The 13675-nt window shown below is 64.8% G+C and carries 16 protein-coding genes; 2 read left to right on the top strand and 14 right to left on the bottom strand.

Going from position 1 to position 13675, the window contains the following annotated elements; all coding sequences use genetic code 11:
- The first annotated feature begins 247 nt into the window (after positions 1 to 247).
- The gene (locus LT42_RS03960) at positions 248 to 3109 is read left to right on the top strand and encodes an ATP-binding protein (protein ID WP_052075056.1); all 2862 of its coding nucleotides are present in this window, start codon (positions 248 to 250) and stop codon (positions 3107 to 3109) included.
- A gap of 15 nt (positions 3110 to 3124) precedes the next feature.
- Here LT42_RS03960 and LT42_RS03955 read toward each other — a convergent pair whose 3' ends face one another.
- The 13 genes from LT42_RS03955 to LT42_RS03895 all read right to left on the bottom strand — a co-directional run bounded on the left by LT42_RS03955 (position 3125) and on the right by LT42_RS03895 (position 12236).
- Positions 3125 to 4171: an EscU/YscU/HrcU family type III secretion system export apparatus switch protein gene (locus LT42_RS03955; protein ID WP_037010123.1), complete on the bottom strand. Its 1047-nt coding sequence runs from the start codon at positions 4169 to 4171 to the stop codon at positions 3125 to 3127.
- A 36-nt stretch (positions 4172 to 4207) separates the two neighbouring features.
- The gene (sctT, locus tag LT42_RS03950) at positions 4208 to 5020 is read right to left on the bottom strand and encodes a type III secretion system export apparatus subunit SctT (RefSeq protein ID WP_037010121.1); all 813 of its coding nucleotides are present in this window, start codon (positions 5018 to 5020) and stop codon (positions 4208 to 4210) included.
- A gap of 6 nt (positions 5021 to 5026) precedes the next feature.
- On the bottom strand, positions 5027 to 5296 hold the full coding sequence (locus tag LT42_RS03945; RefSeq protein WP_037010118.1) for an EscS/YscS/HrcS family type III secretion system export apparatus protein: 270 nt from the start codon (positions 5294 to 5296) through the stop codon (positions 5027 to 5029).
- 4 nt (positions 5297 to 5300) lie between these two features.
- Positions 5301 to 5954: a type III secretion system export apparatus subunit SctR gene (sctR, locus tag LT42_RS03940; protein WP_037010116.1), complete on the bottom strand. Its 654-nt coding sequence runs from the start codon at positions 5952 to 5954 to the stop codon at positions 5301 to 5303.
- On the bottom strand, positions 5951 to 7012 hold the full coding sequence (sctQ, locus tag LT42_RS03935; RefSeq protein WP_052075052.1) for a type III secretion system cytoplasmic ring protein SctQ: 1062 nt from the start codon (positions 7010 to 7012) through the stop codon (positions 5951 to 5953). The genes sctR and sctQ overlap by 4 nt, the downstream gene beginning before the upstream one ends.
- Positions 7009 to 7482, bottom strand: coding sequence for a hypothetical protein (locus LT42_RS03930; protein WP_037010114.1), 474 nt, complete (start codon positions 7480 to 7482; stop codon positions 7009 to 7011). The genes sctQ and LT42_RS03930 overlap by 4 nt, the downstream gene beginning before the upstream one ends.
- Before the next feature lie 16 nt (positions 7483 to 7498).
- Positions 7499 to 8827 carry a FliI/YscN family ATPase gene (locus LT42_RS03925; protein WP_037010112.1) on the bottom strand — a complete coding sequence of 443 codons (1329 nt, stop codon included), beginning with the start codon at positions 8825 to 8827 and terminating at the stop codon, positions 7499 to 7501.
- A complete protein-coding gene (locus LT42_RS03920) occupies positions 8824 to 9417 on the bottom strand; it encodes a FliH/SctL family protein (RefSeq protein WP_037010110.1) in 594 nt (197 codons plus the stop codon). Before LT42_RS03920 ends, LT42_RS03925 begins: the two co-directional genes overlap by 4 nt.
- Positions 9417 to 10067 (bottom strand): hypothetical protein, encoded by a 651-nt coding sequence (locus tag LT42_RS03915; protein ID WP_052075050.1) that lies wholly within the window; start codon positions 10065 to 10067, stop codon positions 9417 to 9419. Before LT42_RS03915 ends, LT42_RS03920 begins: the two co-directional genes overlap by 1 nt.
- Complete coding sequence (gene sctJ / locus LT42_RS03910; protein ID WP_037010108.1) at positions 10064 to 10852, bottom strand: type III secretion system inner membrane ring lipoprotein SctJ; 789 nt, start codon at positions 10850 to 10852, stop codon at positions 10064 to 10066. Before sctJ ends, LT42_RS03915 begins: the two co-directional genes overlap by 4 nt.
- 3 nt (positions 10853 to 10855) lie before the next feature.
- Positions 10856 to 11326 carry a hypothetical protein gene (locus LT42_RS03905; RefSeq protein WP_037010107.1) on the bottom strand — a complete coding sequence of 157 codons (471 nt, stop codon included), beginning with the start codon at positions 11324 to 11326 and terminating at the stop codon, positions 10856 to 10858.
- 9 nt (positions 11327 to 11335) lie between these two features.
- Positions 11336 to 11554: a hypothetical protein gene (locus tag LT42_RS03900; protein ID WP_037010105.1), complete on the bottom strand. Its 219-nt coding sequence runs from the start codon at positions 11552 to 11554 to the stop codon at positions 11336 to 11338.
- Positions 11555 to 11624: 70 nt separating this feature from the next.
- Positions 11625 to 12236: a type III secretion protein gene (locus LT42_RS03895; protein ID WP_420806874.1), complete on the bottom strand. Its 612-nt coding sequence runs from the start codon at positions 12234 to 12236 to the stop codon at positions 11625 to 11627.
- A gap of 184 nt (positions 12237 to 12420) precedes the next feature.
- Here LT42_RS03895 and LT42_RS03890 point away from each other — a divergent pair, with 184 nt between their 5' ends.
- Complete coding sequence (locus tag LT42_RS03890; protein ID WP_037010103.1) at positions 12421 to 13206, top strand: tetratricopeptide repeat protein; 786 nt, start codon at positions 12421 to 12423, stop codon at positions 13204 to 13206.
- Between the two features lie 23 nt (positions 13207 to 13229).
- On the opposite strand, the gene LT42_RS03885 is transcribed toward LT42_RS03890, so the two are convergent.
- Positions 13230 to 13673, bottom strand: coding sequence for a hypothetical protein (locus LT42_RS03885; RefSeq protein ID WP_037012910.1), 444 nt, complete (start codon positions 13671 to 13673; stop codon positions 13230 to 13232).
- Between the last annotated feature and the right edge of the window lie 2 nt (positions 13674 to 13675).

Below are 13675 nucleotides of genomic sequence, written 5' to 3'. Positions count from 1 at the left end.
GGGAGGCCGTCAAATGGCGCCTATAGTCCATGAGTCGCGCGGGGTTGTGAATCGTTTATCGGTCAATGGCCGCCCCTCTCCGACGGTTACCGTCAAAAAAACGCTGCCCTGCGGTACTCCCCCTGCACCAAAACAGTCACTAACCTGTACGAAACTGTTACATAACCCTTCGATCACGGCACGCTACGGACACGCCGTGTCGGGATTCAAGCCCCTTTCCCCCAGGTATGTGATGAGTTTCGACAGGATGAATTTTGATAAATCAGTCGGCGACAGCGTTATGGAAGCCTCCGTCCCGGAGGGCGCTGTCGTGTTTGGTCCGTTTGTTCTGGTGCCGCAGCACCATCTGCTGCTCAAGCATGGCCAACCGGTGGCGCTGGGCAGCCGGGCGATGCTGCTGTTGACGGCCATGGCCACGCGGCCTGGCGAACTGCTGGAAAAAGCCGAACTGCTGGGTCTGGTCTGGCCCCGGGTGGTGGTCGAAGAGTGCAATCTGCGCGCGCAGGTGCTGACCTTGCGCCGAACCCTGGAAACCGACACCGGCCTGACCTGTATCGTCACCGTGCCTGGTCGGGGCTATCGTTTCGTCGCGCCGATCACCTGCGCCATCACCGCTCCCGCCTCACCCACACCATCCTTAGCGGCTGCGCAGCCAGTCGCCAGCGAGCAACCGGGCAGCACGCTATCGCTGAGCGAGGTCCCGGCTGGCGCGATTGCAGCTGCACGCAGCGCTGACCGAGCCGTGTTTGGCAGGGAGGCGCTGCTGGAAACGCTGACCCGCCAGCTCGAAGCGTGCCGTTTCGTGACCCTCACCGGCCCTGCCGGCACCGGAAAGACCACCGTTGCGCAGGCCTTGATCCACCGCTTGCAAGCGCATTACCCGCAGGGCGTGTACTTCATCGACCTGGCCCCGGTGATGCGTGGCGGGCTGGTGCACGTGGTGATAGCTGCCGCCTTGAAGATCGACTGCAACACCAGTGATCCGCTGACCGTCATCACCCGCAGTCTGGCCAACAGCAAGGCGCTGCTGGTGCTGGACAACTGCGAACACGTGCTTGAAGAGGCGGCCGTGGCGGTGGAAGCGCTGTTGGGCCATGCCCGCCACTGCGCAGTGCTGGCCACCAGCCGCGAACCGCTGCGCGCCGCGGGCGAGTCTGTGCATGAAGTCGAGCCGTTGCCCTTCCCGCCGACCTCCGTGCAGGTGAACGCAGAAGATGCCTTGAACTACCCCGCCGTCGCCTTACTGGTCGAGCAGATCAAAAGCCATGACCCGTCCTATGTCTTCGTCGAGCACGACGCTGCTGCGGCGGCGGCCATCTGCAGCAAGCTGGACGGCAATGCTCTGGCCATCGAGATCGCTGCAGCCAGGGTGCGGGCGTTCGGCATGCAGCCGCTGGCGGAGATACTCGACGGCAGCTTCCGTCTGCAAATGACCGGGCGTCGTACCGCCCTGCCCCGGCACCGCTCGCTGGCGGCCGCACTGGACTGGACGCACGCCATGCTGTCACCGGCAGAGCAGTCGCTGTTGCGGCAACTCTCGGTGTTCAACGGCCTGTTCTCCCTGCGCGCCGTCCAGGCGGTGACCGAGCTTGCTGGCGCAGACCCGGCCGCGCTGATGGAAAGCCTGATGGACAAGTCGCTGGTGGTCGCCCGGGAGCAAGGCTCCATGACCCGCTACCGTTTGCTTGAGACCACGCGCCTGTATGCCGCGCAAAAACTCGGGGAACACGCCGAGACCGATCACACCGCGCTGCGCCACGCCCTGTGGATGCTCGCCGAACTCAAGGGCTCGGTGCAGGCGCTGACCACAACACCGGCGGCGCAATGGCTGGCGCGCTACGCGGCGGATGTCGACGGCGTGCGCACCGCCCTGCAATGGGCGTACTCGGCGCGGGGCCACCGCGCCCTGGCCATCGAGCTGACGCTGGTGAGCCTGCCGCTGTGGCTGCGCCTTTCGCTGACGGCTGAATGCTACGGCTGGGTCAATCGAGGGCTGGAGCCTGCCGGCGAACAGCTGCCCGTCCCGGCGCACTCGCGCATGCTGCTGTTGACGGCGTCTGCAAGCCTGATGGTGTTGACCTTTGGCGGCGGCAAGGCGCTGCGCCAGGCCTGGCAGCAGGTGGCCGACGACGCGGCGGCGCTGCACGACACCGAACACCGACTGCGGGCGCTCTGGGGCCTGTGGACCGATCACTGCTGCGCCAATCAGTACGAGCCTGCACTGGCGCTGGCGGACCGTTATCTGAGCCTGAGCCAAAGCGGCCAGCGCGGGGAACGTCAGTTGCTCGGTTTGCGAATGCGTGCCACGGCGCAGTTCCACATGGGCCGGCTGCAGGCGGCGAAACAGTCGGTGCTGGAATCGCTCAGCGCGCCGCTGTCCGCTGACGCGCATTTGATCGACCTGCATTTCGACCAGCGCATCGCCGCGCGCTCGCTCAAGGCGCAGATCCAGCTCCTGCAGGGCGATCAGGTCGGCGCGCTGGCCACGCTTGAGGATAACGTCAACCAGGCGGTCAGGCTGAATCACCCGGCCACGCTCTGGCACACGCTCTGTCTGGGCGCGATCCCCGCCACGTTGCTGCTCGGTCAGCAGGACAAAGCGCAGCAGTACCTGGCGTTGCTGGTCGACAGCATGGCTGGCCATGATTTGTATTTGTGGCGCCAATTCGCCCGCTGCTTCGAGCATATCCTGTCGATCCGCCAAGGCGCCGCCGAGGCCAGCCTGCCGGCATTGGGCAATGTCATGGAGCAGCTGCAGGATCAGGGCGGCACGCCGTTGTTCAGCCTGATTCGCTGCGAGTATGCGCTGGGGCTGGCGCAGCTCGGTCTGGTGGACCGTGCCATCGAGCTGGTCAAGCAAACCGTGCAGACCGCAGAGGCACGCGAAGAGCGCTGGTTCCTGCCGCAACTGCTGCGCACCAAGGCGCGGTTGCTGCTCGATCAGGGTCAATCGCCGCCTGTCGCGATCAGCCGTCTGCTCAACCTTGCGCTGGAGGAAGCCCGGCGCCAGGGCGCGCATTTCTGGATCGAACCGCTCCTTGATGACGTGCGCCGCCTGGACGCGCTGAACCAGGGTCAGCCGGGGCTTCTGTGCCAGAGCGGCCATTGATTGCGGCGGCCCGGCTCAGATCAGTCGGGCGGCGACCAGCAAGTCCGCCACCGCCTGAAACGTCGTGTCCGGCACTGGATCGCCGGGCACGGCGCGTTTGGCGATCTCGGCGGCCAGCCTGGCGTCCATGCCGTGGGCAATACCCAGCGCGGCCGCCTGGGCCAGCATCGCCGGCGCTTCCTGCGGATCGGCGCGGCACACCACCACGGGCACCGGGGTCTCGCCGCGCACGTAACGGATGCCCACCACCCAACCTTCGGCGGTGCCGATCATCAGCGAGGCGCGGCCCAGCCCCAGCTTGGTCGCCAGTGCCTGCATCTCACGGCGCTGGCGCTGACGCTCGCTTTTGATCAGCGGGTCACCATCGACGTCCTTGCGCTCGCGCTTCTGCTCGCTGCGGGTCATCTTCATGTCGCGGCCAAACAGCCAGCGCTGCATGAGGACGTCCACACCGCCGACCAGCAAAAATGCCGCCAGCACGGTGAACATCAACGGTTTAAGAACCAGGTAAAACGTGGACTCGATACAGTCGGCGCCGCAGCGTGAAGATTCCATCAGCGCCTGCAATGCATGGCGTCCGACCACGTAAAACGCTGCGGCCAACAGCATCAGCTTGACCAGCCCCTTGAGAAACTCGACGAAACTTCGCATGGAGAAAATGCGCTTGAAGCCCTCTGCCGGGTTGATGCGCTTGAAATCCGGCTTGATCGGTTCCACCGAAAACACTACGCCGCGCATCGTGATGATATTGGTCAGGATCACCACGCCGACCGTTACCGCTACCACCGGCAAGGTCAGGGTCAGCAACAGTTGTTCAGCAGTGTCCAGCACCTGGGGCCATACCGTGTGGAAGGGTTCGATGTAGATCAGCGCCACCCGGTCGAGCAGCGCCGTGACCTGCGCCTGTGCCCGCGGCAACAGAATGGCGATGCATAACGTGCAGCACAGGATGACCATGCCCGAGACCAGGTCCTGGCTCTTGGCGACCTGCCCTTTTTGCCGCGCGTCGCGCAGTTTTTTGTCCGTGGCCGGCTGGGATTTTTCTTCGCTGCTATCGCCCATGCGCGCTCCGGCCCGTCAGGCCACGCCGAGGAAGGCTCATAACGACGTCGCCAGGGTTTTGAGGAATTCCACCGTGCCGCGAAACTCGGCCAGCTGGTCGAGCATCACCGGGATCAGGAAGGTGATGTAGATCACCATTAGCACGGTGAAGAACAGGTTTTTCACCGGCAGCGACATGTCGAAAATGTGCAGGCTGGGGGCCATGCGTGACAGGTACGCCAGCATCAGATCGGTCGCCAGCAGGCAGATGATCAGCGGCGACACCATGATCACGCCGACGCGGGTCACCTGATCCAGAATCGACAGCACGGCCATCAGCGCCGAGCTGGCGAACAGCGGCGTGAACGCGGTGACCGGCCACAACTGGTAGCTGTGGTAGTAACCGTCGACCATCATGATGAAACCGCCGGACATGAAAAACAGCGCAATCAGCATGACCGTCAGCAGCGTGGCCATGACGCTGGACTCGCCGGACGACAGCGGGTCGACCAGTTGCGCCATGGTCGAGCCGCGCTGCAGGTCCACCAGTTCACCGGCCACCTCCGCCGCCCAGAACGGTATTCCGAACAACAGACCGATCAGGATGCCGATGAGCAGCTCCTTGAGCATCAGGCCGGCCAGCAAAAAGCTGCCGTGCTCGGGCAGCGCGGTAAATGCGCCAAACACCGGCATGAACATCGGCACGGCAATGGCCACGGCGACGCAGCCGCGAATCATGCCGGTGAGCCCCAGGCGGTTGAACGCCGGCGTGATCACCACCACGCCCATTGCCCGGCTGGCGGCCAGCGCAGCGGAGCTGATGACCGGGTACGCGACTTCCAGAAAGGCGTTGGCAACATTCGCATCCATGGCCGGTCAGCGCGTCCACAACGGAAAGTTGTCCAGCACTTCGCTGCCCAGTTCGGCCACCTGGCTGGCCAGCAACGGCCCGACGAATACGATCACCAGCAACACCGCCACCAGCTTGACCACCTGCGGCAGGGTCTGGTCCTGGATCTGCGTCAGGGCCTGGAGCAACCCCACGCTGAGGCCGACCACGATGGCCACCCCCAACGCCGGCGCCGACAGCAGCAACACGGTCATCAGCGCCTTGTTCATCAACGAAAGAAAAACATCCTGGCCCATGCGCTCACCCGTAACTGAGGATCAGGCCATGCATCAGGCGTGACCAGCCGCTTAGCGCGACGAAAAGAAAGATTTTCAGCGGTATCGAGATCAGGGTCGGCGAGACCATCGACATGCCCATCGCCATCAACACGTTGGCGACCAGCAAATCCACCACCAGAAACGGGATGTACAACAGAAAGCCGATCTCGAAGGCGCGGGTCAGCTCGGAGCTGACGAAGGCCGGCACCAGCACCACCAGGTCGTCGTCGCGCAGGTCGGCCCGCGCTTCCGGCGACCAGATGGTTTCAGTGGCTTGCACAAAGAAGCCGCGTTCGCTTTCGTTGGCGAAGCGCGACAGGTGCGCCTGCAACGGTGGTCTGAGCGCATCGCCAAATTCCCTGACCTGCTCGACGTTTTCCATCTTCAGGTCGCGCCCTTCGACCTGGCGGTACATGTCGCCGATCAATGGCGTGGTCACGTACACCGACAGAATCAATGCAATGCCATACAGCACCAGATTCGGCGGCGTCTGTTGCACGCCCAGCGCGTTGCGGATCAGAAACAGCACCACCGAGATCTTCATGAAGCCGGTCAGCGTCACCACCGCCAGCGGAATGAGCCCGATGGTGGCAACGACCAGAATGATCTCGACCAGATTGGGCTGATAGCCATTCATGGCGCGGTAAAACTCAGCAGACGCACGCCCAGGCCGTCGCCGATCTTCACCAACTGCCCTTGACCGATGCGACGGCCGTTGACCATCAAGTCCACCCCGTCGCGAGTGGGCGCAGACAGCGGCAACAGGCTGCCTTCACCCAGTTCGCGCAACTGGGCCAGGGACAGTTCGACACTGCCGACCTGACACACCAGTTTCATTGGCAGCTCATCCAGCGTGCTGTCCAGGTCCGGCCCGATGGCGGATTCAGTCATGTCGATGTCCTTGGCAAAGTGAGTGGCAATCAATGGTTCCAGCAGGCGGATGCCCTCGCCGCTTGATGTGGCGCGGGCGTGCAGCCTGCCGGGGAGTACCAGGCGAACCTGATGGTCGGGGCCGTCTTCGGGGCTATCACCGGGGTAGCCGTCGAGCATCAGCACGTCCCCGGCGCGCAGGCTGCGCAGTTCGCCAAGGCTCAGCAGCGCCTCGCCGTGTTCGACCGCCAGCCGCAAGCGCAGCGCACTGACGGGATGCCTGTCGGCACTGGCGTGTTGTTCCAGTAAATCGGCCATCAGGTGGGCCGCCTCGACGCTCAGGTGCAGCGGCACTGGCAGCGCTGCGTCCTCGCCCAGCTGCACGAGCAAGGTGACGTGCAGCGGATGGGCAATCAGGTCAGGTTCGCCTTCGTGGGCAAGCTCGACGACCTCAAGGGTCTGGCCGCTCAAACGTTCGACCGGCTCGATCAGGTCGAGCAGCGCAAGCTCCAGCAGCATCGGGGTGGCCTCGCTTTTTACAGAGGCAGACACACCGTCGAGGCTTTCGAGCCATTGCGCCGGCATCCGCACCACCAGCGAGGCGTCGCCCAGGCTAAAGCGCACATCGTGCATGGGCAGCGGCAAGGGTTGCGCGGTGCTCCATGTGACCTGGACCGGCTGGCCGGCGAAAACGCTTTGCCACGGCTGGCGACGGCGGTGCAGCCGGTTATGCAGGGCGAGCCACTGCGGGTCGTGTTGTTCCAGCCCCTGCAGCGGTAACGCGACGTTCGGCGGCGCCAGAGGTTCGCGGTGTTGACAGGTCATGCACTGCCCCTTGGGCGGGTGGCAGGCACGGATTCGTCATCGTCGCGGTGCTCTCCCGCGCGTTGCTCGCTTTGCACCCGCCCCAGCAGCAACGCATCGCAGGCCTCGGCCTGACGCTGACGAGCCAGGCGCGCCGTGCGGAACAGCTCGCGCTCGCGTTCCTGGGTGTGGAGCGTCTGCTCGGTCTGCTCCACAGACCCTTCAAGCTGTCTCTGACTGTCCGTCAATTCTTCCAGCTGCGCCTGAGCGGCCTGCCAGGCATTGATGCTCAACCCTTCGCTGAAGCTGCCCAATAGCGCTTCAGCTTTGGCTGCCAGGCCTTCACGGTGCAGGCGCAGTTTTTCGCGGGCATCATCCAGGGCCTGGCCGGTGTCGCGGCAGCGCTGTTGTTGTGCGGCCAGGGCGTTGGAGGCGCGCTGCTCACGCAGTTGGCGCAGTGCCTGCAGGTTGCGTAAATCGGTGGTCTTCATCGGGACTCCAGGTGCTTCATGCCAGCACCTTGCGCATATGGTTGAGCGTTTGCTCGGCACTGCTCGGCTCGTTGGCGCCCTGACGCATGAACGCTTCGATGGCGTCATGCCGGGCAATGGCTTCATCGGCCAGCGGGTCGCTGCCGGGTGCGTATTCGCCGACGCGCACCAGCATCTCGATTTCATTGCGGCGTGCCATCAGCTCGCGAATGCGCAGGGCCAGTTGACGTTGTTCGTCGCCGCAGACCTGATCCATCAAGCGGCTGCGGCTGCGCAGTACGTCGACCGCCGGAAAGTAATTGCGCTGGGCCAGTTCCGCACTCAGCACGATGTGTCCGTCGAGAATTGACCGCGCTTCTTCGGCCACCGGGTCCATCGCCGCATCACCCTCGGTCAGTACGGTGTACAGCGCGGTGATGCTGCCCACGGACGCAGGGCCGGCGCGCTCCAGCAGGCGTGGCAAGGCCGAGAAAAACGATGGCGGATAACCGCGCCGGGTCGGCGGCTCGCCCACCGCCAGGCCCAGTTCGCGTTGCGCACGGGCAAAGCGGGTCAGGCTGTCCATCAACAGCAACACGTTGCGCCCCTGATCGCGGTGGTATTCGGCCAATGAGGTGGCGACGAACGCCGCCCGCACTCGCTCGGCGGCAGGCCGGTCCGAGGTGGCAACCACGGCAACGGTTCGCGCGCGCGCCGCCGCATCGAGTTGCACGTCCAGCAGTTCACGCACTTCGCGGCCGCGCTCACCGATCAGGCCGATGATGATCACGTCGGCATCGGTGTGCCGCACGATGCTCGCCAGCAGCGACGATTTGCCCACCCCCGGCTCGCCGAAAATCCCCATGCGCTGCCCCTGGGCCAGGGTCAGCAGGCCGTCGATGGAACGCACTCCCAGCGCCATCGGCTTGACGATCAACTGGCGCGAGAACGGCGCTGGCGGTTCGGCATGCAGCGGATAGCGCTGCATCAAACCCGGTGGCGCGATGCCGTCGCCATCAAGGTAGTCGCCCATGGGGCTGACGACCCGGCCCAATTGGCCGTCGCCGACGCTGACGCCGAGGGTTTCGCCGGTGGCGATGATCTCGGTGCGGGTCGACAGGCCTTCCATTGAACCAATCGGCGACAGAATCGCTTCATCCTGCTCGAAGCCGATGACTTCCGCTGCCAGGCTCCGGCCCGTAGCGGGATCGCGCAGCTGGCACAGCTCGCCGATGCGCACCCCGGCAACGCTGGCGCGCAACAGCACACCGCGAATGCTGCGCACGGTGCCTTTCATGGGGCGCACCCGTGCTTCGTGAAGGCGCGCGCTCAAACGCGGGACAATCGCCTGCAGGTCTACGTTCACGCATGTGCCTCATCAGTAAACGGCAACAGGCTGCGGCGCAGGTTGGTGAGCTGCGCGTCCAGCCCAAGCTCCACCGAACCGACCGGGCTGGACAGGCGCGCCTGGCCCGGCGGCAATTGCTCGTCGGATTCAACGACGATTGCCGGCAGCTGATCGATGCCGGCGTGCAGGCGCTCGCGCACGGCCCGGGCATCCGCCGGAGCAACCCACAGCGTTAACGCCTGATCCTGACGAAACGCGCCAAGGGCTTTGCGGGTGCAACGCAGGATGCGCTCGGCATCGTCCATGTCGTCGAGCACCTCGCGCGCAATGCCCAACGCCAGATCGGCCAGCGAGGCTTCCAGACCGCTCAGCCAGGCATCGACCTGTTGCGCGGTCCGGGTCAGTAACAGGCTGACCTCTTCGGCGCCCTGCAGGCGCGCGCTTTCAAAGCCGGCCTCGCGAGCGGCTTGCAACCATTGTTCGCTGTCTTGGCGAATGCTCACGGCATGCGCCTCGGCGGCCTCAATGAAGGCGTAGCCGTCGATCCACAGGTCGGCTTGCTCAGCGCGAAGGATGCGCAGTGCGGGCCGGTTCGGTAATGCGCTCATCAGGCAGGCTCCCCGGCGGCAGTGGAAAAAACGTTGTTAAAAGTAGCGGCGGCCCGACGAACGATGTGCGGGTCGAACGTTGCCGTTGCCGCGGCCTCTTCGCCCAAGGGCACGTCCAGACGCAGCCTCAGCCAGGCAGCCAGTCCCGCCGGTTGCTGTTGCAGCCACGCGAGCACGCAGGCGGCACCGTCGCGGTCAATGGCCTGGACCAGGTCGGCAGGCTGGCGCAGCAAATCTGCCGCACCGGCCAGCGAGCGGTGAGCCAGCGCCTGGGCAAACACCTCGTTGCCCAGCGCCCCGCGCAGTTGATTGACGACGTGGCTGCGGATCTCGCGGCTCAAGGTTGCCGAATGCCAGATGGCGCCACACAGGCGCGGCAAGCGCTGGAACTGCTCGGCCGATAACAGCAAAACCGGCAGGTCTTCATCCTGGGGCGGCGTCTGCAGAGCGGCAGTGTGCAGGTTGAAATGACCGCTCAGGCGTTGCAGCAGACGCGCGTTGAACCGCGGCGCATTGCGCAGCGCCCGGTAGTGCTCATCGTCCAGCTCCACAGGCAGGCATTCGCGCACGCAGCGATCGGCGACGAAAGCCAGCGGTTGTTCGATCATGCCCTGCCAGGCCTGACGCTGCGCACTGAAGGCATCGCTCATGTGGCGTCCTCCAGCACGTACACGGCATTCGCTCGGCGCCGCTGCCAATGCTGCCAAGCGAACGCACCACCCAGCCCCAGTGTGCACACCAGCAAGAGGCCGAACATCCAGCGCGCTCGCGGCAGGTCATCTTCAAGCAGCCAGACGCCCATAAAACTCGCCAGACGTGGCGGGTTGCTGACGACGGCACGCCCCCCCGGCGCCACGGCCTTGATTGCCGTCACCGACACGCCGTCGTAACTCAGCCCGGAAATACCGTTGGCCACCAGGGTTTTGATTTGCGGAATCAGCGGGTTGATGTCAGTGGCCGGGTCATAGCGCACCAGCACCGAGGCCGATGACGGCGAAATCACCCGCTTGAGCAGGTCGTTGTCCGGGAGGACCACGTGCACCCGGGCCGAGACGATGCCGTCGATTTCCGAGACGCTGTGTGACAGCTCCTCACCCAGCGCGTAGACCATCTGGGCGCGCTCCTGAACCGGCGAGGAGACCAGACCGTTGCTCTTGAACACCTGCCCCATATTGGAAAAGGACTGGCCGGGCAGCCCGGCATCTTCGAGGGCCGACATGGCTTCGCCGAAGCGTTTCTCGTCGACCACCACGGTCAGCTGGCCGTTGTCCTGTACCTTGCGCGAAGCCGGGATGCCGTCGCGCAACAGCACCGCGACCATTGCATTGGCTTCGCGCTCGCTCAGGTTGGTGTACAGGTTGATGTCGCAAGCCTGCAGCAGACTGGCCATGGCCACGACAATCATCAAACGCACGGCGCGACAGCGGTTGGGCATGGGTTATTGACCTTTGAGCAGCGTGTTGGCGGAACCGGAAATCTGCGTGGCACCGCGCACCACCATCTGCGTTTCGATGGAATAGTCGAACATCCGCCCCAGCGAATGGACGATTTGATCGACCTGTTGCTCGCCGACTTTTTTCGGCGCCTCACCGTTGCTGGCAACGTTCTGCGCGGCGCCAGGTTTGTCCCCGGCGGCCACGGACTGCGTCGTAGGCGACGGCGAAGCGGCACCTGACCCGCTGCCGTTTTGCAGACCTTCGGCGCGTTCGGAAAAACTGCGCGAGCGGTCGATAAAACCGTTCAGGCGTTCCATCAGCCCTTCACCGATCTGGTGGGGACTGGCGCCCTGAGGCATGCCCTTGGCGCTGCCGGCCATGTGCTCGAACAGGTTCTGAGAGGCCTGAGCATCCAGGGCCCCGCCCGACGGCGGCATGGCCGCCGCCGCAGGTGCTGCAAGACTGGCAGTCATGGTCGGGACCTATTCTTCGTCATCTTCGGAGGACTGGGCTTCGTTCAGCATTTCCTGCGCCTTGGGCATGATGATGAACTGCCCGCCAATGGTCACCGCTTGAGTGATCAGGGCTTCGGTGAGCTCGTCGTCGCTCATCTCGCTCTTGGATTTGTCCACCGCCGCGTTGAATTTCACTTCGGCCGTGGCGGGCGTGCTGGTGGTGCTGTCGATTGGGCTGACGGACATGGTAGTGCTCCTTAGCGGGTGGCTTTCGGGTGGGGTGAATCAGTGAAGTTGTTCATTTCAACGGCTCATCTCAGTGCGCGGCCTCAGTGGTGACCACGCCGCCGCGAAACACCCGCACGCCTCGCTCGCGGGCAACGGGTGCGGCAACGGCAGCGGGCGGCTGCAGATGGTCGACGTGCTGCTGAACCATGTTCAGGTAGGCCGGTGGCCCGGAGACGAACAGCTCGTCGCCGTCGGGGCCCGGTCTTGAACTCATTTGTTTGCCGTACACGTCGAGGCTGTCCAGGTACGCTTCCAGCTGCTGCGGACTCTGCCCCGGGGTCTTGAACAGCCGGGTGCCGGTTTCGCCGTCGCCGCTCAGGTAAAGGATGTTGCCGTCGTAGTACCAGCTCAGGCCGTTGGTGTCGCACAGCTGGGTCAGGAAGTCGCCGGCCGATTCGGCGCGCAGGCTGCTGCGGGCCTTGCCGCGGACCTTGTCCGACATCACCACGAGCAGGCCCAGGTTGTGGCCGAATTCTTCCAGGGCGCCGCGCACGTCCTGCTCGACGAGCACGTAGGCGTACGGCTGGGCGAACCAGTCCGGGTTGGCATCGGCAGGCAAATCGTCGGCGTGGACATTGACCGCCAGCAGCGCTGCGATCAGCCAGCAGAGCATTCCTTTCAGGCGTGAACGATCAGTCATGGCGCACGTCCGCTTCGCAAGCCAGCGTGCGGGCGCCAGCGGTGATCCGGGCACGCACATAACGGTCGCTATTCGTTTTCAACTCGCTAAAATGGCGCTCCATTCGGGCGTGCCGGTGACCTGTTTGCAGTCCGCCACCCGTTGCAGCCCATGTCTCGCCGTTCTCGACCAAAGAGCTTTTTCCATGCCCAGTCGCTTCGCCGCCACGTTGATCTTGCTCGGCAGTGTCACCCTCGCCGCCTGCACCACGACGCCCTCTGCCAGCGACGAGGGTTCCGAGCGGTTCATGCGCCTGGCTGCCGATCTGGAGCAGCGCGGCGACCCGGCGACCGCGGCCGGGCTGTATGAAAAAGCCACGCAGCAACCCCATGCCCCGTTGCAAGCCTGGCTCAAGCTCGGCGACACCCGCCTGACCCTCAGTGATGCCCGCGGCGCCGAGCGCGCTTACCAACAAGCCCTTGAACTGAAACCGGACAGCGCCGACGCGCTGTTGGGGCTTGGCACCGCGCAATTGCGCCAGGGCAAGCTGGAGCGCGCGGTGACGGTGTTGACTCAGGCCGCTGCCCAACCCGGCCAGCCCCAGGCCTTCAATCGGCTGGGCATTGCGCTGATTCTGCAGGGCCATGCCCGCGAGGCGCAGGCCGCGTTCAATGACAGCCTGCGGCAGCTGCCCAACGACCTGGACATCCGCAGCAATCTGGCCCTGGCGTACGCGCTGGGCGGCGAGTCGCAACGGGCGCTGGACACTGTTCGCAGCGTCAACGAGTCGGCCCGCGCCCTGCCCGGCCACCAGCGCAACGTGTTGCTCATCACGGTGTTGGCGGGCACCGAGCAAGACATCAGCAACCTGCGGCTGGACCAGATTTCCGAGGCTGATCGCCAGCAATTGCTGGTCGAGGCGCGCCGCATCAAGGCCCTCAACGACGTCCAGGCCCAGGCCCGAGCGTTGGGGCTGGTTGACAGCCACTGAGCGTAGCGCGGTTGATCGGGGCGTCATTGGTTCTCCTGCTTGTCGGCTTGGGCCTGCTGCTGCGACTCGCGGCGGCGCAGTTCTTCGCGGTCATAGCCGTCGATGTAGACCTGCGCTGCACGACCGACAGGCGCCGCCATGGTCGGGCCGCTCACCCTGCCCTGCATCAGGTCCGAGCGCTGCTCGACCATCTGCAGCAAGGTCAGGTTGTTGGCACAGCCCGGTGGCAATAACGGTACCCGGTGTCCCTCGTCAGCCTCGAACTGATACTCGGGTGACGGCTTGAGGCATTCCACGGGGATCAGCTCGACCCGCCCGCCCGCCCGCGTCAATGCCTGGTAATCCGGCGAATACGTCGCGGGGGCCAGGTGCGTCTGGCAACCGCTGAGCATGGCCAGGCTTAGTGCTGTCGCCGGCCATACAGCCAGCCACAACGCCAGCCTCGGCCGCATCGGTTCAAGCCCCATGC

Source organism: Pseudomonas lutea, from assembly GCF_000759445.1.
Taxonomy (GTDB): domain Bacteria; phylum Pseudomonadota; class Gammaproteobacteria; order Pseudomonadales; family Pseudomonadaceae; genus Aquipseudomonas; species Aquipseudomonas lutea.
Note: the sequence above shows the minus strand (reverse complement) of the source record. Positions and strands in the feature narration are given on the sequence as shown.

Excerpts from the sequence above, each read along its gene's own strand:
- LT42_RS03945 (WP_037010118.1), bottom strand. The coding sequence starts at position 5,296 with ATGGGCCAGGATGTTTTTCTTTCGTTGATGAACAAGGCGCTGATGACC.
- LT42_RS03885 (WP_037012910.1), bottom strand. The coding sequence starts at position 13,673 with ATGGGGCTTGAACCGATGCGGCCGAGGCTGGCGTTGTGGCTGGCTGTA.
- LT42_RS03930 (WP_037010114.1), bottom strand. The coding sequence starts at position 7,482 with ATGAAGACCACCGATTTACGCAACCTGCAGGCACTGCGCCAACTGCGT.
- LT42_RS03890 (WP_037010103.1), top strand. The coding sequence starts at position 12,421 with ATGCCCAGTCGCTTCGCCGCCACGTTGATCTTGCTCGGCAGTGTCACC.
- sctT (WP_037010121.1), bottom strand. The coding sequence starts at position 5,020 with ATGGATGCGAATGTTGCCAACGCCTTTCTGGAAGTCGCGTACCCGGTC.
- sctJ (WP_037010108.1), bottom strand. The coding sequence starts at position 10,852 with ATGCCCAACCGCTGTCGCGCCGTGCGTTTGATGATTGTCGTGGCCATG.
- LT42_RS03960 (WP_052075056.1), top strand. The coding sequence starts at position 248 with ATGAATTTTGATAAATCAGTCGGCGACAGCGTTATGGAAGCCTCCGTC.
- LT42_RS03900 (WP_037010105.1), bottom strand. The coding sequence starts at position 11,554 with ATGTCCGTCAGCCCAATCGACAGCACCACCAGCACGCCCGCCACGGCC.
- LT42_RS03955 (WP_037010123.1), bottom strand. The coding sequence starts at position 4,171 with ATGGGCGATAGCAGCGAAGAAAAATCCCAGCCGGCCACGGACAAAAAA.
- sctQ (WP_052075052.1), bottom strand. The coding sequence starts at position 7,012 with ATGACCTGTCAACACCGCGAACCTCTGGCGCCGCCGAACGTCGCGTTA.
- LT42_RS03920 (WP_037010110.1), bottom strand. The coding sequence starts at position 9,417 with ATGAGCGCATTACCGAACCGGCCCGCACTGCGCATCCTTCGCGCTGAG.
- LT42_RS03905 (WP_037010107.1), bottom strand. The coding sequence starts at position 11,326 with ATGACTGCCAGTCTTGCAGCACCTGCGGCGGCGGCCATGCCGCCGTCG.
- LT42_RS03915 (WP_052075050.1), bottom strand. The coding sequence starts at position 10,067 with ATGAGCGATGCCTTCAGTGCGCAGCGTCAGGCCTGGCAGGGCATGATC.
- LT42_RS03895 (WP_420806874.1), bottom strand. The coding sequence starts at position 12,236 with ATGACTGATCGTTCACGCCTGAAAGGAATGCTCTGCTGGCTGATCGCA.
- sctR (WP_037010116.1), bottom strand. The coding sequence starts at position 5,954 with ATGAATGGCTATCAGCCCAATCTGGTCGAGATCATTCTGGTCGTTGCC.